The 17,095-nt window shown below is 43.5% G+C and carries 15 protein-coding genes and 1 rRNA gene; 13 read left to right on the top strand and 3 right to left on the bottom strand.

The genetic code is table 11. From position 1 onward, the window contains the following. Position 1 precedes the first annotated feature (1 nt). A 5S ribosomal RNA gene (rrf, locus tag CIK90_RS01655) occupies positions 2-111 on the top strand. Between the two features lie 272 nt (positions 112-383). Here rrf and CIK90_RS01650 read toward each other — a convergent pair. From CIK90_RS01650 to CIK90_RS01640, 3 genes are all read right to left on the bottom strand, one after another. Next, a complete protein-coding gene (locus CIK90_RS01650; protein ID WP_094464167.1) occupies positions 384-1,298 on the bottom strand; it encodes a FimB/Mfa2 family fimbrial subunit in 915 nt (304 codons plus the stop codon). 455 nt (positions 1,299-1,753) lie between these two features. Continuing rightward, entirely contained in the window at positions 1,754-3,295 is a 1,542-nt protein-coding gene (locus tag CIK90_RS01645) for a M56 family metallopeptidase (RefSeq protein ID WP_094464166.1), read from the bottom strand. A 48-nt stretch (positions 3,296-3,343) separates the two neighbouring features. Further along, positions 3,344-3,706, bottom strand: a complete 363-nt coding sequence (locus CIK90_RS01640; RefSeq protein WP_371595892.1) for a BlaI/MecI/CopY family transcriptional regulator — start codon at positions 3,704-3,706, stop codon at positions 3,344-3,346. 611 nt (positions 3,707-4,317) lie between these two features. On the opposite strand from CIK90_RS01640, the gene CIK90_RS01635 reads away from it, so the two are divergent. The 12 genes from CIK90_RS01635 (at position 4,318) to mobV (ending at position 16,780) form a co-directional block, all read left to right on the top strand. Then, positions 4,318-5,064 carry a hypothetical protein gene (locus CIK90_RS01635; RefSeq protein ID WP_144007188.1) on the top strand — a complete coding sequence of 249 codons (747 nt, stop codon included), beginning with the start codon at positions 4,318-4,320 and terminating at the stop codon, positions 5,062-5,064. A gap of 3 nt (positions 5,065-5,067) precedes the next feature. Further along, positions 5,068-5,610, top strand: a complete 543-nt coding sequence (locus CIK90_RS01630; protein WP_144007187.1) for a hypothetical protein — start codon at positions 5,068-5,070, stop codon at positions 5,608-5,610. Positions 5,611-5,640: 30 nt separating this feature from the next. Next, complete coding sequence (locus CIK90_RS01625) at positions 5,641-6,204, top strand: cob(I)yrinic acid a,c-diamide adenosyltransferase (protein ID WP_094391626.1); 564 nt, start codon at positions 5,641-5,643, stop codon at positions 6,202-6,204. Positions 6,205-6,259: 55 nt separating this feature from the next. Next, complete coding sequence (locus CIK90_RS01620; RefSeq protein WP_021852076.1) at positions 6,260-6,481, top strand: DUF2795 domain-containing protein; 222 nt, start codon at positions 6,260-6,262, stop codon at positions 6,479-6,481. Positions 6,482-6,683: 202 nt separating this feature from the next. Continuing rightward, a complete protein-coding gene (locus tag CIK90_RS01615; protein WP_094464164.1) occupies positions 6,684-8,042 on the top strand; it encodes a tyrosine-type recombinase/integrase in 1,359 nt (452 codons plus the stop codon). A gap of 90 nt (positions 8,043-8,132) precedes the next feature. Then, positions 8,133-9,608, top strand: coding sequence for an RNA-binding domain-containing protein (locus tag CIK90_RS01610; protein ID WP_094464163.1), 1,476 nt, complete (start codon positions 8,133-8,135; stop codon positions 9,606-9,608). Further along, positions 9,605-10,375 (top strand): hypothetical protein, encoded by a 771-nt coding sequence (locus tag CIK90_RS01605; protein ID WP_094464162.1) that lies wholly within the window; start codon positions 9,605-9,607, stop codon positions 10,373-10,375. Before CIK90_RS01610 ends, CIK90_RS01605 begins: the two co-directional genes overlap by 4 nt. Before the next feature lie 260 nt (positions 10,376-10,635). Next, on the top strand, positions 10,636-10,962 hold the full coding sequence (locus CIK90_RS01600; RefSeq protein WP_094464161.1) for a helix-turn-helix domain-containing protein: 327 nt from the start codon (positions 10,636-10,638) through the stop codon (positions 10,960-10,962). Continuing rightward, complete coding sequence (locus CIK90_RS01595; RefSeq protein ID WP_094464160.1) at positions 10,959-12,395, top strand: DUF3987 domain-containing protein; 1,437 nt, start codon at positions 10,959-10,961, stop codon at positions 12,393-12,395. The genes CIK90_RS01600 and CIK90_RS01595 overlap by 4 nt, the downstream gene beginning before the upstream one ends. Before the next feature lie 199 nt (positions 12,396-12,594). Next, a complete protein-coding gene (locus CIK90_RS01590) occupies positions 12,595-13,479 on the top strand; it encodes a PriCT-2 domain-containing protein (protein WP_094464159.1) in 885 nt (294 codons plus the stop codon). After that, complete coding sequence (locus tag CIK90_RS01585; protein ID WP_094464158.1) at positions 13,476-14,405, top strand: DUF6371 domain-containing protein; 930 nt, start codon at positions 13,476-13,478, stop codon at positions 14,403-14,405. The genes CIK90_RS01590 and CIK90_RS01585 overlap by 4 nt, the downstream gene beginning before the upstream one ends. A gap of 254 nt (positions 14,406-14,659) precedes the next feature. Beyond that, positions 14,660-16,780, top strand: coding sequence for a MobV family relaxase (gene mobV / locus CIK90_RS01580; RefSeq protein ID WP_094464157.1), 2,121 nt, complete (start codon positions 14,660-14,662; stop codon positions 16,778-16,780). The last annotated feature ends 315 nt before the right edge of the window (positions 16,781-17,095 follow it).

Below are 17,095 nucleotides of genomic sequence, written 5' to 3'. Positions count from 1 at the left end.
AGGTGGCTATTGCGGTGGGGTTCCACCTCTTCCCATTCCGAACAGAGAAGTTAAGCCCACTTGCGCCGATGGTACTGCAATGCAATGCGGGAGAGTAGGAGGCCGCCATCTTTTACAAAGCACCTTGTTTCAGCAATGAAGCAAGGTGCTTTTTTCGTTTCTTCCCTTTACGGATCCACGGAGCACACAGAGTACACTCTACGGAACACACAGAGTGTTTAGTTTAGAGATTAGTGGTTAGAGATTATAGTTAAAGATAGTAAGGCTTTAAAGAAAGACCACCACTATAATAAATATAGTGATGGTCTTTATCTTAATAATTGCTTTTACTATAGATGGAGTAATGGACGTTCTGAAATGATTAGACTTATAATCAATAATTGTTAGAATGCGTATGATAGCTCCTCATCGTCAGTCGTGTCGAATGTGTATCCATTACTGACAGAATTGGTAAAGAAGTACCCTGTTGCTTTGGTCGTACAATTTTGTTTCAGCGTTACCGCATTAAATGTACGCGTGCGAATCAGTTTGCCAGAACTATCCTTCATATTGACCTTTACATTGACAACTTGTTCTGTTGCTGTCAGAAAACATGAGATCGTTGGACCGTCTATGAATGAATTGTTTGGCGTATTCTTCTTGTAGAAATTAGTTTTGTATGATTGTTTTGCAAAACTAAATCCAGTAAATGGATTAAAAGCGTATTGATTTGGAGTATCTACATTCTGATTTGGGTCGATGATGATTTCAACCTCATCTACTTCTTCAGGGTAGGGATCTGTTATATAAAGCCAGAATGATGCAGTGATGCGTTTGCCAAAGTTCATGGTAACCTCTTTAGGTTCACCTCTGGTAATATCAACAGACATCGTTGTTGCATAGGTACTCTTGTAGAGTATGATATCATTGATGACCGCTTTATCTGGAGATACGATGTCTGCAGCTCCGTTACTTGGAGTTTTAGCCTTGTGTGCTACAGCTACGAAAGTGTATTTTCCAGCCGGAAGCTCGCAATTAATCTGATCGAAGTTCTCGTTTGTTCCTTTCGTTTTCTTTTCTGCATAAAACTCTTTGTTGTTTTCGTCGAAAACCTTAAATGCGATACAGGTCACTTGTGCTTCTGCAGCACTTGCACGTGACGTTGCGAAATTTTGGTCAGGAACTACTGAAAAATCAAATCCAGAAAAACTGACTTTTACTGAGACAGATTCTGTCTGTTCAATGTTGCTGTCCTCTGATGAACAAGAGAACAGATGTGCTACAAACAATGGTAGCAATAAAATAAGAAACTTTTGCATGTTTTATCGGATTTTTTGTTATAATGCTGCAAAGTTAAAGTTTATTTTCATACGAAGCACGAAAAAACTCTTAAAAAAGTATAAAAGCAGTATTGATATAACGAAAAATGGCTAATTCTGTCCTTTTTATAGCAGTGTCAAATGGGTGTTTATAAGAAATTATTTGCGAAAAAACGGTAAAACTGTCAGTTTTATATAGCCTCTGATGATTGATTTAGTATTAAAGTGTCTTATCATGAGTTTGCTTTTCTATTGGAGAATAATCCAAGTCGGTAGAAGAATAATCGAAGGATAGACGAATTCCTATTGAGTAAGCGATGAGACATATTGAAGATATGGCGGAATCAGACAGAATATAAAAATGTTTTGTATATCATACGTATCACCGAAACCGCCAAAGCGCACCGGCTTCACAGTCTGTGCGCTTACGCTCTTTTTCAAGAGGATGAATTATATTAATTGAGATTTTCGTTTTTCTTTGTTGTTACTACAATTACGTTTTCAGTATTCTCATCACCACTGTACTTCTTTATATTTTCTGCGTCTTTGAAGATTTGCAGGCTTGATATCTGATCTGGTTTAAGTGTGTTGATGTTGTCTATTCGTTTACCATCAACTATGTACAAAGTAGTGTTGGGTTGTTTATTCTCTTCTTTATTTGCTGCAGAATTTGGTTTGGGTGTTATAGTGCCTATGTTGAATGAGATGGGTATTACATATTTCACATCTACTGCTTTACCGTTCTGTTTACCTGGTATCCATTTTGGCATTTCCTTTATTACTCGTAGCGCTTCCTTATCGAGGGGCTCGCAAACGCTCCTCATAATGGTTGGCTCTATAATATTACCATTTTTATCTACCACAAAGGCTACAATGACTCTGCCGCTCTTATTGGTAGCAGTTGCCTCTGCTGGATATTTCACATTACTCCCGATGTATTCATATAATGCTTTCGGTCCTCCTGGGAATGAAGGCATCTGTTCTACGATGTCATAGACTTTCTTCTTGCTTTCTTTTTTGGGCGCTTTTTTCTTCTCTACCGGTTTGTTATTTTGTTGCACAGGCAAATTGTTTTCTACTGCCACCGCTGCATTATTACTCTCAGTAACAATTTTCTCGGCCATTGATTCTACACTTTCGTTGGCAAAAGCCACAACAGCTATTGCTGTTAAAGGAAGTGCCAAAAGCAGTTTGGCACGTTTCCATCCATTCGATTTCTGCATTTTCATCATTGTGATACGTTTTTTTAGTGAATTATGATTAAAATTGTTAGCTAACGCAAATCTATCTTCTCCCACAGCCTTCATCACCAGCAACAGTTGGTAATTGCGTGCATCTACACCTTCTGCGAGTACAGCTTCGTCTGCTTCGTATTCATGAACCTCCTGTAGCTCGCGTCTTAGTAGCCACGCTGCAGGGTTGTACCATTGAAAAATCAGCATGATGTTGCACAATAATATATCTACACTATGGTGATGAGCTATGTGTGCTCTTTCGTGTGTTAGAATTTCCATAGGGTGATCTTGATAGTCTTTCCGTGCTACAACGATATAGTTGAACCAACTGAAAGGAGCGATATCACGGTCTATTACTACCAGATGTTCTCCATGTGCATTGTCTGTTCTTGTTCCGCTGCGCAATATGAATCGCAGTTTCCATAGAGACAACAGGAAGACCACGGCAAATATTCCAACACCTATTATATATAATAAGAATAGGAGTTGTATCATGGTAATTGGTTCTTTTGTCGGGTAGTCTAACGGTTGTTGTACCGTAGCAAGCATTTCTGTAAAATCTACCGTCACCGCAGTCATTGGCGTTTCTTTATTCAGTTCCACTTGTATCAATGGTACTATTAAAGCCATAAGCATCATCAACAGGATTGACTTACGGTTGAAGGCATGGAAGGTTTCTCTGCTTAAGCCCATTTTATAGAATAGGTAGAATGCGATTAAGCATATTCCCGATTTGATAGAATAAAGAAAAAACAATCCCATATTACATTGGTTTTATATTATTTGTTGAATGGTCTTTTTTCTTTGAAATCAGTCTTTCTCAATCGTATCAATTAATTGCTTGAGTTCTTCTATCGATATTTTTTCCTCTTTAACCAGAGCGGAAACGGCTTTCAGGTATGATTTACCGAAGAATCTATCCACGACACTCATCAGCGTATTACGATGATATTCCTCGCGTGTGATTTTAGCGAAATACTGGAAGCAGCGTGCTGTTAAGGCGCGATGCCCTAGAAATCCTTTCTCCTCAAGGATTCTTACTAATGTTGCTAATGTGTTCACGTGTGGTTTAGGATCTTCGTAACATGCTTGCAATTCGCGAATCTGCATATCCCCATGTGTCCAATAGTGATCCATGATTTCCTCTTCTTTGTTAGTCAATGTCTTCATCATTTTATTCTGTTTTAATGTTTATGGCTGCAAAGTAACTAATTCTTTTAGTTTATTACAAGTTTTTTGAGTTAATAAAACTAAAACGATTAGTTATTTAACTAAAAGTGTTAGTTATGTAACGTATAGTTCTTATTCTTAGGCCATATTTGTTTCTTAGATGTTATATTGAAACATCAATGCATAATAATTATAGTGATAGTTTTGTTGTTAGGTGAAATATGTGTAAATTTGGGCAGTAAAACATTAAGTGTATCATTATGTTTGTAGTATTACTTGTAGGAATAGTGGCATATCTTATAGCCTATTGGCTTTTCAAACCCAATTGACTATAGACAGTATAAAGTATTGGTATTGTACTTTTCATAGGTACTTGTGCTCAAAAAACTCAAATATATTTGGCTTTTTATTCGCTTATTCGTACCTTTGACTTTCGGTCTTAGGTAGGCTGCATTTCGGAAAAGAAAATAAAAGTGAACTTTTATTTTGCAATTCGCTCGATTTGCACTACCTTTGTGAACATGAAAATGGGAAAAGGTAGAATGCTGATGATTATGTTTGTGCTTTTAATGCATCATAGTATAATGGCGCAAACAACAGCGGAGCGAAATGGAATGGAGACTATGCGACGTGACTCCATTGAAGTTTCGCACAATGATTCATTGGCAGTTTACCGCACATTACCAACGGCCATAGGTGATATGCGAGCAGAAACTAAAACAGTTTCCCCAGTTCAATATCCTACAGACAATGTGATGATGCTGCCAAGAGTCGTAGTAGGAGAGGGTGCTATTGCCTACGAAAATCCTATGATGCGTCCTTCGCTGACGGTCAATGAACATCTGAAGTTTGATGTAGATATGCAGTCAGCTGACTATATCGGTATGGCCTCCACCCGTTCATTATTTGCTGCAGGATATTATAATGTAGGCCCGTTGACGTTCAGCGCCAATACCAATGTCAACAGATTTCTCTTGCCTACAGGAGTGTATAATCAATATGGTGTTGGTGGAAGTGTCCACTATGTTTTTTCTGAAAACTTATCAGCCACAGTCTTTGGACAATATTACGCTACCAATCCCTATTTCTCCATGGGCGCTTATTCACTGGTTCCAACGTCGCGTTATGGTGGGTATTTTACGGTGGTAAACCACAAGGTCGGTATGCATTTGGGAGCTCAACAGATATACGATCCATTTCAGCATCGGATGTTTATGGAGCCTATTGTGACACCAATCATCAAGATGGGCAAGATCAATGTAGAGATGCCAATGGGTCCATTGATACGAAGAACCTTGGAGCGAATGACACATAGTGGGCGTCGTCAAGGCCCAATCATAATGCCAAATACTAATTTCTGAACTATGAAAGGACGTTTAAACATGTTATGGGTTTGGCTCTGCCGTATGGGTTGCAGTAGAGGTTTCGGCATTCAGTCGCCGACCGACTACGCTTTTGTACGTTATGTGATCAACGAACACTGGCCTTACTATGCCTATGACGAATTGGACAATCTTGCTCATAATGCTACAGAGCGCAAGTTAGGACGTCTGTATTTCCGACTTGCCAACTGGCGTCAACCATCGGTGATGTTGCGTGACGAGTATGAGGCATGGTGGCATGCAGGTTGTCGCAAGATGCGTCTGACCGATTATCCACAAGAAGCAATGGGCAATCGTGGTACATTTCAGTTGGCGCGTATTACGATAGAGGACGATGCCGACCTACTGTTACGTCATGCCGATGAAGAGTCGGTGCTTGTTGTGGAAGGCATTCATCGCAATACTGAACGCTGGCGCCATATCAAGGAATGTGAGCAGGTCACTATAACCTACGACCTCTATTATTGTGGCATAGTGCTTTTTGACAGTCATCGCTATAAACATCATTATCGTGTGAATTTCTAATTATAATAAATATAATAACCTTTTAAGTCTATGAAGATAACAAAAGTATATACCCGTAGAGGTGATGGTGGACAGACCTCACTTGTCGGAGGTGAACGTGTAAGTAAGTCATGTGCCCGCTTAGAGTCCTATGGCACCGTCGATGAACTATCGTCCCACTTAGGACTTTTAGCAGCTTTGTTGCCTGAAGGCGATGATAAGGCCATGATACAACGTATCCAGAACAATCTGTTTAACGTATGCACTAACTTAGCCACCAATCAAGATACCACACCGCTTTATCCCTCAGCCCATTTGCCAGAGGGCGAAACCGCATTGCTTGAGCGTCAGGTTGATGAGATTATGGCGATGTTGCCCGAACGTCAAGGCTTTGTATTGCCAGGTGGAACCCGTGAAGCAGCGCAAGCGCATGTTTGTCGCACGGTATGCCGACGTGCCGAACGTCGCATCTGCGAGTTGGCTAAAGAGGCTACTGTATCAGTCGAAGTTTCTGAATATATCAACCGATTGAGCGATTATTTGTTTGTTTTTGCAAAAAAACTCAATCATATTGCCGGTCAGAGTGAAAAAATATGGCAGAATGTTTGTAAATAAGAAAAATTATGTTACTTTTGCGGGCAAAATAAAAAACCTATAAAAAAAAAGCAATATGTATTGGACACTTGAATTAGCATCTAAACTTGAAGATGCACCATGGCCGGCAACCAAAGATGAATTAATAGATTATGCCATCCGTTCGGGCGCACCGCTCGAAGTGTTGGAGAATCTGCAAGAGATAGAAGACGAGGGTGATGTCTATGAGAGCATCGAAGACATTTGGCCCGACTATCCTACCAAAGAAGATTTCCTTTTCAACGAAGATGAGTATTAGTAGGCTTTATTTAGTCTAAATCATTTAATACCAGCGAGATAAGCAATTTTTATTTGTTTGTCTCGCTGGTGTTTTGTAGTCCTAATTGGTCTGTTTTATTTGTCTAAATTACGATTTTTAACATCGAAAATTGAGTTTGTTTGTCTAAAAATCGCTACCTTTGCACATCCTCATAGATAAACGACAAACAAATAACTAAGATATGGGACGGCCAAAAAGACTCTATCCGCTTGGAAAATTCAGACTTCGTGTTCCCAAGCAACCAGAACGGGATAAAGCATATCCTGTAGAACTTGAATATACCTGGAACAGACAAATACTCAGAAGGACAACTAATGTCTTTGTGAAGGTAGGAGACTGGAATCAAGCTGGTGACAATGGTCGCGGCGTAATACGTTCCAGCTATGGCCCTGAGTATGCTCATATGAACCAAATACTTAATGGTCGTGTTGAACGTATAGACTATTTGCTTGCAGAATATAACGAAAAGCATCCGCATCAGATTACGGCAGAAGTCATCATGGGCTTTCTTGCTGATAAGCCATTGACAAGGAAAGATCAAGGCAGGGATTTTGTTAAGTTTACTATGGAGCGTCTTGAGTCTGACTATTCCCGGAATAGAATAGGAAGAAGCCGTTATATGAATGGGAAGTGTTGCATGAATGTCTTCACAACATTCTTGCGTGCAACAAAACAAGGTACTTATGAGCCTGACAAGATTTATGTCGGCGATATAACACCTGAACTCATAGACAGCTACATTGAATGGCGTAGGGAGATAAAGCAAAACGGCGATGAAACCATCAACCATGCCTTGACACCTATAATAAAAACGTGCGCGTATGCGAGTGAATTGGGCATGATATCTTCTACCGTAAACGCTCGCATTCAAGATATGCGTATTGCCACAAAACCTACATTATCTGACGAAGAAGCCGAGTTTGATGGTAAAAGTTTGACCAAAGAACAGATGGCGAAGTTGCTTGACTATTATAAAACATGCACAGAACCTCGGCGTAAAGAGTTTCTTGAAATGTTCTTCTTTGCCTTTCATGCGTGTGGGCTTCGCGTCGTGGATGTCATGACGCTGCAATGGGGACATGTCAACTTTGAAAAGAAAGAACTGAGGAAGATTATGATTAAGACCAATAAAAGGCATGTCATACCACTTACTGAGCCTGCCTTACGTATTTTGCGTCAGTGGCAAGCGAAGAGGGACGGATGCCGATATGTGTTCAACCTCGTCAAAGACGATTTGAATCTTGATGACGCAGAAGCATTATACAAGGCAAGGAACAATGCCACGAAGTGCATCAATCAGTCGCTTGTGGTCGTGGGAGAGAATATTGGCCTCCCGTTTAACCTTTCGATGCATGTAGCCCGTCATACTTTTGCAGTCTTTGCTTTGAACAAGGGATTGTCAATGTCTGTTGTAAGTCGTTTGCTCGGGCATGGCAGCACAGATGTTACAGAAAAAGTTTATGCTCGTTTCTTACCAGAAACTCTTGCCTCTGAAGTCGCGAAATTAAAAGCGGATCTTGACTCATTAGAGCCAATTTGATACAAACTTTCGTAAAATCAGTGGCTTTGAAGCCCTGTTGTGAAAGAATCTCAACGAAAAATTGTAATTTTGCATCGTCAAACAGAAATAATGATGACACCAGAAAAGCTAAAGACGATTATATCGCAAGGCGAAGGAACCGAAGTCGAGCTGAAAGAGTCGAAAGACAGCCTGGCTCGTAAGGTCTATGAATCCATCTGTGCGTTTCTGAATCGCAGAGGTGGTCATGTCGTGTTGGGAGTTGATAATGATAGAAACGTCGTCGGTATCAATCCCTCTAAAGTTCAGGAGCAGTTAGACCAGTTAGCAAAGGATATGAACAACCCTCAGCTGTTCAAACCTACTTACTATCTGAACTTTGAGCCAATGAATCTAGATGGCAAGAAGGTCATCTACTTCTATGTGCCAGAAAGCACTCAGGGACACAGCTACAAAGGTGTCTTCTATGACCGCAATCAAGACGGTGACTTTGAGCTACGCAGTACCGAGCAGATAGCAAATCTGTTCATACGTAAGAGTAAGTTGAAGACTGAGGATAGGGTATATCCTATGTTGGGAATGAAAGATCTGGATGAGGAAGCATTCGATGAATTGAGAAGGGGCATCCGCATTGAGAATTCACAACACCCTTGGCTCAATTTGTCTAATGAGGAAATCATACGCTCGGCAGAATTACTTGCTATTGACCCAGACACAGGTAAAGAAGGACTGACGCTGGCTGCCATTCTTTTGTTTGGTAATAACCATGCCATCACCACTGCCCTTCCTGCTTATCGCATTGATTTGCTTTGCCGCGTAAACAATACTGAACTCTATGATGACCGGGAATTGTTGAGCTGCAATTTGCTGAAGGCTTATCCTATCATGATGGCTTTCATCAAGAAGCATCTGCCGGAGCAACCCTATATTGAAGGTATACAGCGTTTCAGCCTTCGCGACACAATTTTACGAGAGGTGGTACTGAACATGATTATTCATCGTGAGTATAGCAGTGCTTATCCTACTACATTTACCATCTATCGTGATACTATCGTTACCGAGAACTGGAACATCCCATACGTCTATGGTCACATCGATCTCCAGACAATGCGTCCGCATCGTAAGAATCCAAAGATTGCCAAGGTATTCTCTCAGATGGGAATCGTAGAAGAGCTTGGAAGTGGTATGAGAAAGATGTTCAAGTACACTCCTCTATACGCTAATGGCAAAGAGCCCGTCATTGAGGAGCAAGACGTGTACCGCATAGAAATCCCTTATGTTCCTACTTTACAGTCCACAGATGGCGAAAGTGGACAGAAAAGTGGACAGAAAAGTGGACAGAAAAGTGGACAGAAAAGTGGACCAGAAAGTGGACCAGAAAGTGGACCAGAAAGTGGACCAGAAACTACCCAGAAAAGAATAATAAAACTTCTGACAGATAATCCGAACATAACATCAAGGCAGATTGCTGAGAATCTGAAAATGGCTAGAAGTGGAATCAGCAAGCACCTTCATTTACTACAAGAGTCTGGTAAAATTAAGCATATAGGCCCAAATAAGGGTGGCCATTGGGAGGTAATAGAATGACAGCAATGCTTCAAGTCGTATTCATGGCAATAGGATTGGCAGTCCTGACATTTCTCATAGCATTCCTATTCAGGAAGTGGCAGCGTGCCATCTTGTGGGCTGTTGCATTGTTGCTGTTTGTTGGGACCTCGATATTGCTTGGTGCCGGAGTTCTGAAAATATATGAGGATGGTATGGTCAATCATGCAGTTCTGTTAGGCATCACCCTTGCTTATGCTTGCTCTTTCATCTTCATTTATGGTGCTGAGAAGACCAATAAATCCTTACATCAGAATTGTTCAACTTCTGAAACGTCCATAGCTCAGCCCGTGCAAGTTGTTGACGAAGAGTTGTTACAGCCAGAACAAACCATTGAAGAGGAGTTGCCACAGCCAGAGCAAGATAATAATGAAGATTTACTGCAACCTGAACATGAGGAAGTAGAAGAGCATGTTAAACTCCAAGGACGGCTCAATACTCCACTCGCACTGCAAGTCTTTGCCCGTGCCATTGAAAAAGGTCTGATGGAAGAAGTGGGCAACCACTACAAATGGAACGAATCGAAAGCCTTATTGGCATACATGTGTGGGCGGATTTATTGTGGTGACTATCCAAAATATTCCGCCAGAGAGGTAAAAAGTTACTGGAAGCCAGGGAGGACAGAGTTCTTTCCAGAATCTGATTTGAACGCTTTGTTCCAAGAAACAGCCCTGGGACAGTCCCGACAGAACCGTAAGGGCGAAGCTGTCCCAATGGGAAGTAAAAAAGTTGATGATTTATTTGAGTAGCCATGTTAGGCTACTCTTTTTGTTTATATACAACGAGTTATGAGACGACTTGCTTTATATACATAACTCCATCCTAATCCCATCCTAACATATCTGAGATGTTAGGCAAACCCAGCCTAACATCCTGTCCTTCAAATCTGTAGTACCTTTGCACCGTGATTTCAGTGCGATGTGCACAGTCGTGCTGTTTCACAACTAATCACGGTGAGGTGACCTGAGTGTGCATCAAGGTTGCTGAGCCATAAAAAAGTAATACCATTATGGCTAAATGCAAAACTAATTTTGACAATCTGTGCGATAGAGAACTGCTGGAGCAGATTCTTCGCACTGTTCAGGACTCGTCTTCGGCATCGGCAGGCGAGAAATCTCATCAACGTCTGTATGACAACAAGGCTCTGATGGACTTGTTGCACATCAAGGACAAGTATCTTAAAAAGTTGCGGGACAATGGCTATCTGGGCTATTCGCGAGAAGGTGACAAGTATTGGTATTCGCAAAAGGATGTAGATGATTTCTTGATTCGCTTCCATTACGATGCGTTTGCAACAAATCCCTTGCGTCCAATCTGGGAAGGAGGTGATTTATGAGCCAATCCTTTACGCCTTTCGACGGGAATGGAACTCCAGATTTCCTTTCCGTCATCAATGCAGAAGTAAACAAGGTGGAGCCAAGAATTTTGGCTCTACCTGCTCCTTCTGTGGAACAACAATCACCACGATCTCCTGTGGCACAACTCGCGCTGCCCCAGATAGCTCGTTCTGGTTCATCCAAGGAAACGTCGCACCTGAAAGCATCAACTTTTGCTGAGCCGGTGCTGCCTATTGATTGGTTTTCCGAATCGGTTCAGGAGTATATCCGTACTGTTTCAGAATCCTATGGATGTCCGCAGGAGTATGTAGTGGTGAACAGCCTCTTTACCGCTGGCATTGCGGCTGGGAAAAAGGCACAGCTCGTCACCAACCCTTATACGAACTACCCCTGCGACTTTTTCTGCATGGTGGGTAAGCCCAGCCGTAACAAGACTGGGCCTCTGAAAGAGGTCACACGTCCATTACGCGAGCACGACAAAGCCAACTTTGCCAAGTACCTGGAAGAAAAAGCCGCTTATGACCAATGCAAGCACGAAGACAAAAGCTACAGCGGTGAGCAACCTATATTCCATCAACGGATAGTCGGTGACAGTTCACCAGAATCCCGTAATGCCCTGCTTGCTCAGGGTGACATGATTGGAGTTGTGGCCGACGAACTGAAGTCTTTCATCGATTCCCTTGGCCGTTACTCTAAAGGTGGAAATGGTGTTGGGGCTGAGTTGTCGCAGTTGCTTTCCATTTGGTCAAACGTCGGCTTTGCCATCAACCGAAAGTTCGAGGAAACCAAACTGATCGATGATCCTGCCATGTGCATCAATGGCGGCATACAGCCTGAACTGCTCGGCAAGACTTTCGGCACAGATGCATTGATGGATTCCGGCTTTACACAACGTTTTCTCTTTGTCTATCCCGACAAAGTTCCATTTGTAAAGCGGTGCGACCGCAAGTTCATGACACCAGAGATGCGTGAGAGCTGGACTGGCATTATCGGCAGACTATTCGACATGCAGCCGCTAACCCTCCAGTTGTCTCATGAGGCAAATAGCCTTTACTCCAACTATGCCGACATCAACGACATGAGGGCCGATGCGGAGGAGGATTGCTATATCGGAGGCATGATCCAGAAGATGAACATCCATACGCTGCGCCTGGCTATCATGGCGCACCTGCTGTCCGACCATTGGAACGAGCCAGTTATCACGGCTGAAGGAATGGGACATGCCATCCGCATGGCTGACTACTTCACCCGCATCCATATCGAGCGCATATATCCTTTGTTACGAGGCTCGGCAGCCACACAGCGTCCGATGACCAACGGTGACCTGCTACGTGCCGTCAATCGTCAGTTCACAATCAAGTCACAGAATGCCCTTGCCGAAGCTCTCGGTGTTTCTCAACAATATGTCAACAAAATCCTAAAAGAACAATGATGGTTGTAGTTGTAGGTGTTAGTAATAGCCTGTGGATAAAGGGCATAAGCATACAACCACCCTACAACCAAGGTACACACCTCTCCATCATGGACTCACATCCTCATGGTTGTACCCAAGTTGTAATGTCAATGCCTTATAAGTCAAGGTTTTCGGTTCAATTACAACTACAACCACTAACTTTAAAAATTGAAGAACTATGACAAGTATATTTGATACAAAGATTAGCTTTTACCGAAACGTAGAAGACAATGTCGGCACGGAAATATCCCTGCGCGACTTCCTCTTCTGCGACAAGTACAAGGAACAGATAGAGTATATCCGTTCCATACTGGATGAAGATATGCAAAAGAGCCTGAAGTTGCAACTGCCTGTGGCAACCATCTCAGGCACATTTGCTCCTACATGTAAAGCGGTAAACCTCGTGGCCCACTCGAACCTTCTCTGTATCGACATCGACAAGAAAGATAACTTGGATGTTGACTGGTTCGATGACATGAAGCATGAGTGGCATAACATCCCCCAGATACTATATGCGGGCCGTAGCATCCGTGGCAAAGGCTGGTTTGCCATCTTCCGCATTGCCTATCCTGATAAGCATGAGGCTCAGTTCGAAGCGCTGAAACGTGACTTCGCCAACAGCGGACTAATCATTGACAAAGCATGCAAGAATGTGAACAGGATGCGCTTCATCTCCTACGACCCAGAGCCGTATGTGAATGAGGAGGCTACATTATATACTAAGGTGTGGTTGGAACCCAAACCGGCATACCACAGTTCCTGTACATATAGTGGTGGCGACATGGAGCAGGTAGAGCGATACTGCCGTATCATTGCCGACAGAGGCATCGACATCACGGCCACCTACGATGGCTGGTTCCATGTTGGTGCAGCCTTGGCATCACTTGGTGAACGTGGGCGTAGCCTGTTCCATGTGGTCAGCTCGCAAAATGCGAAGTACAAAGCAACTGAGACAGACAAGAAGTTTGACAACCTTCTGCGCAATGTCAGCAGTATCAACATCGGTACGTTCTTCCATATCTGTTCGCTGCATGGAATCAACTGGAAGGAGGGTAGTCTATGAAATCGGAGATAACAAGCTTCAACAGTTCATTCTTTGAATACCTCTGTGGCTTCGTCTGGTTTGACCAAGAACGACTGGAGGCCCTAATGAAGCGATATCCTATCGGGGCAACCGAGCAAGGCGAACCGATATTCTGGCATATCAATTCGGAGCATAAGATTACCAATGGTCGCATCATCACAATGGACAGCGAAACAGGCAAGGTCTATGATGACAGTTGGTATTATCAAGACGGGCGACCGACTTGCTTGTTTGGTGAGCACTTGCTCGATAGCTTCCCCACCCAGACGGTTGCATTGGTGATGGATGAAATGACTGCCGCCATTATGAGTAGTTTCCCAACTCCCTACGTTTGGCTGGCTACAGGAAAAGAGAAAGCGACTCCCACCGATTTGCTTCCACTCGTAGGAAAATCTGTGGTCGTGTTTCCAGATAAGGGTGACTACAGCAAATGGCAAGAAACGCTGCAAGCGGTTCCCAATCTCCAGTTTTATATCTCTGATGTGATGGAGAAAGTGCAAGGCGATTGCCACACCATTGCCCAGATGGTTCTTAGTCAGCAACCCTTACGACCAACCGAGGCAGAAGCTGCTCTGATGCGGATGGAGGATGCCAATCCTAACATCGCATTACTTGTCAAAGCACTCGGATTGGAGGTGGTGGGCATTTCACCCACCAGCGACATTCCCAAGGATGAAACACCAAAAACGAAGCCTACTTCGAAAGAACCGAAACAGGATGCTGTCATGCAATCAATCCTATTGGCTCAGGAAGAACGATGGCATGGCAGGAACCCAGAATGCCACAAGTGCAAGTTCTCACATGAGGGCATCAACGGCACCTATTGTGGCAAACTCCATCGATATGTGGAGTATGGGAAAGGCGACTGCGGCGTAGAAGCCGACATTCCTCCTGCTCTGGGTTAAAGGCTACGCCGAGAGGGATTACCGAATAATCCCATAACATAATATGGACTTTTAGATTCGCCGCGCTCCCTTAAAAAGTCCCATTATGCTCTCCGAGGGTTAGACCGCCGCTATACAGCAGTGTTGCCGCATGTGGCACAAGCCAGAAGCAAAATGCATCTGTGAGGGAGTGACTCTCTCCCTCAACCCTCCACTCAGATTTCACCCGAGACCCGATAAACAATTATACATTAACTTCAAAACAATAAAACAAAATGAGTAAATCCAGAAACAACATTCCCCGTGCCGCCATCCATGTCGGCGCACCGGCAAAGTCCTTTTCAGCCGCGGAAGGCTACGAGCCTGAGCGTCGCGGATGGGACGAGAACACCTATCGCCTGAAGAACCAGGACACCAACAATCACTATGATTTCTCGCGCAAGCATCTCAACTTTGAGATTAACAGCCAAGGCGAAATCGTTCCTCTCGGTTCCAATCCCGTGCCACTTCATGAGCGTTTGCAGAAACGCTTAGATGAACTTGAATTCAAGCCCTACATGGATAAGAACAACCCCTTGGGAATCTCTGACAATAGCCCCAACTGCACCGTCGGCATCATTGTCAGTGGTGACCATGATGTGCTGACCCGTCTCGCCTTCGGTGACCAAGATGTGGACTTTACCCTTCAAAAGAGTAATGCCAATGTCGTACTGAAACAGGGCATCAAGGACTGGGCAATGGACACCTACCGTTGGGCATGTGATCGCTGGGGAGCAGAGAACATTATCGGATTTGACGTTCATCTTGATGAGACCACACCTCACATCCAGATTCAGACCATCCCTGTTGCCAAGACAAAAGCCAGAGGACGTGCATCTGCCAAGTATGTGCATAAGGATGACAAGTCGAAAGTAATCTCCCATAAGGAGTGGAAGAAACTACCTGACGAAATCCGCTCGTACTTCATTAGAACTGAAGACGAACGGAGGGAAAAGGAAAGTGTATCGTATGCCAGTGTATGGGGCAAGGACAAATATGCCGTGGGAGAAACCTACAAACAGATGCACACAGACTACTATAACGAGGTTGGGCACAAGTACGGTCTTGAGCGTGGCGATGACATTGCCATGCTGCCAGGTGAGGAACGTCGTGAGCGTGTCCACAAGAGTAAGGCTGTACTGGAGGCTGAACGTCAGGCCAAGGATGCTATTGCCAGGAACCAGATGGAAAATGAACGTCTGGAAGGCCAGAAGGAAAAGATGGAGGGCGAGGTTCAGGACATGAAGAAGCAAAAGATACGTCTGGAAGAGCAGAATGACAAGTTAGAGGGTGAGATACAAAACAAAGAGCAGCATAAGGAAAGGCTAGAAGGCAACATCTCTCAGCTGGAAGATTATGCTGCGGCATTGGACATCAAGGAGGAAGACCTGATAGTACCAACCTTGAAGACTGACCCACTCGTAAAGAATGCTTGGGATGCCATAAAGACCGAACTTGAAAAGCCAATCCCAGCCTTCGGGCAGAAAGAATGGAGAGAGGAACGGAGGAAGGCGATAAAGGTTATCCTTACCGAAATGCAAACTGCACTCATGCAAGCCAAGGAAGCTCAGAAAGGGGATATACTGAAACTGGGGAAGGCACTCTACAATAAAGCCATGCAGAATGTAAGAGCCATCATTGAGAAGAACCAGCAACTGCAAAAGGAAAATGCCCGATTGGTCGAGGAAAACAGTGTCCTCAGAAAGCGAATTGCTTCGATGGACGAGAATGCCATCACCCGGCTTCGGGAGAAGAAGGATGCAGAAATCAAGGAACTACAGAAGCGACTTGACAAAGCCGAGTCCGAGGCTGTCTGTTCAGGCAACAAGGCGTATCTTGAGCATCAGCGTGCCGAAAGTGCAGAGAACCAAGTCCGGGAAATGCTTGCCATACCAGAAATCAAAGAAATATGGGAGAACATTCAGCAGAACAAGAAAGCGTTCTTGAAGCAGATTAACAGATGGATTGAAGATGGCGTTGCTGCCATCAGGGATTATGCAGATGGCAAAGACGACGACTTTCAGCCAAAGCAAGGTAACTCTGTTGCATGGGGTATCGTTGCTGAAGCATTCAAGTATGGCCTTGACCCGACTGACGAAAAGCAGCGCAGGATGGCTACTGCCTATCTATTAGAGAGGGTGTCATGGACAGGTATGTCCGATTTCAAAGCTGGTCTTACGGCATCTCGCACTCGGCAACTCTGTGATGCCATGACGGTCACCAAAGACTTGATGGCGAATTTACTCCTTGCCGCTGGCGGCAGAGGCAGTGTCGGTGTTGGTGGAGGGGGTTCCAATGGAGAACTTACCAACTGGGATGGTACAAAGAAGAGAACGGGTTGGGGAATTGGCAATTAAAAACATATTGAAACATTAAATATAATTATGGATTTTGCATCGGTTTTTGAGAGCTTTTTAAATCAATAATATAAAAATTTCAAGTTTTTTGTTGTTTTTAAGAATGTACGAACATAGAATTCGCAGATTTTTCTTAACTTTGCACCCGAAAAAGAATAATAACGCGATCTTTGAAAGTCTGTAACGGAACTTGACGAAATAAATTTGACTACCGCCTGGCGTTTAGTTCAGGTGTCCTGAGCGAAAGCTTTTGGATATACAATGTTAGAGTTGTAATTGTTTCACTGTTTTAGTCATATTATGTTATATGATGTG

It is taken from the genome of Prevotella sp. P5-126 (assembly GCF_002251185.1).
Taxonomy (GTDB): domain Bacteria; phylum Bacteroidota; class Bacteroidia; order Bacteroidales; family Bacteroidaceae; genus Prevotella.
The sequence above is the reverse complement of the archived record's forward strand: the minus strand, read 5'-3'. Positions and strand labels throughout refer to the sequence as shown.

Excerpts from the sequence above, each read along its gene's own strand:
- CIK90_RS01600 (WP_094464161.1), top strand. The coding sequence starts at position 10,636 with ATGGCTAAATGCAAAACTAATTTTGACAATCTGTGCGATAGAGAACTG.
- CIK90_RS01605 (WP_094464162.1), top strand. The coding sequence starts at position 9,605 with ATGACAGCAATGCTTCAAGTCGTATTCATGGCAATAGGATTGGCAGTC.
- CIK90_RS01590 (WP_094464159.1), top strand. The coding sequence starts at position 12,595 with ATGACAAGTATATTTGATACAAAGATTAGCTTTTACCGAAACGTAGAA.
- CIK90_RS01610 (WP_094464163.1), top strand. The coding sequence starts at position 8,133 with ATGATGACACCAGAAAAGCTAAAGACGATTATATCGCAAGGCGAAGGA.
- CIK90_RS01615 (WP_094464164.1), top strand. The coding sequence starts at position 6,684 with ATGGGACGGCCAAAAAGACTCTATCCGCTTGGAAAATTCAGACTTCGT.
- CIK90_RS01635 (WP_144007188.1), top strand. The coding sequence starts at position 4,318 with ATGGAGACTATGCGACGTGACTCCATTGAAGTTTCGCACAATGATTCA.
- CIK90_RS01640 (WP_371595892.1), bottom strand. The coding sequence starts at position 3,706 with ATGATGAAGACATTGACTAACAAAGAAGAGGAAATCATGGATCACTAT.
- mobV (WP_094464157.1), top strand. The coding sequence starts at position 14,660 with ATGAGTAAATCCAGAAACAACATTCCCCGTGCCGCCATCCATGTCGGC.
- CIK90_RS01625 (WP_094391626.1), top strand. The coding sequence starts at position 5,641 with ATGAAGATAACAAAAGTATATACCCGTAGAGGTGATGGTGGACAGACC.
- CIK90_RS01630 (WP_144007187.1), top strand. The coding sequence starts at position 5,068 with ATGAAAGGACGTTTAAACATGTTATGGGTTTGGCTCTGCCGTATGGGT.
- CIK90_RS01620 (WP_021852076.1), top strand. The coding sequence starts at position 6,260 with ATGTATTGGACACTTGAATTAGCATCTAAACTTGAAGATGCACCATGG.
- CIK90_RS01650 (WP_094464167.1), bottom strand. The coding sequence starts at position 1,298 with ATGCAAAAGTTTCTTATTTTATTGCTACCATTGTTTGTAGCACATCTG.
- CIK90_RS01585 (WP_094464158.1), top strand. The coding sequence starts at position 13,476 with ATGAAATCGGAGATAACAAGCTTCAACAGTTCATTCTTTGAATACCTC.
- CIK90_RS01645 (WP_094464166.1), bottom strand. The coding sequence starts at position 3,295 with ATGGGATTGTTTTTTCTTTATTCTATCAAATCGGGAATATGCTTAATC.
- CIK90_RS01595 (WP_094464160.1), top strand. The coding sequence starts at position 10,959 with ATGAGCCAATCCTTTACGCCTTTCGACGGGAATGGAACTCCAGATTTC.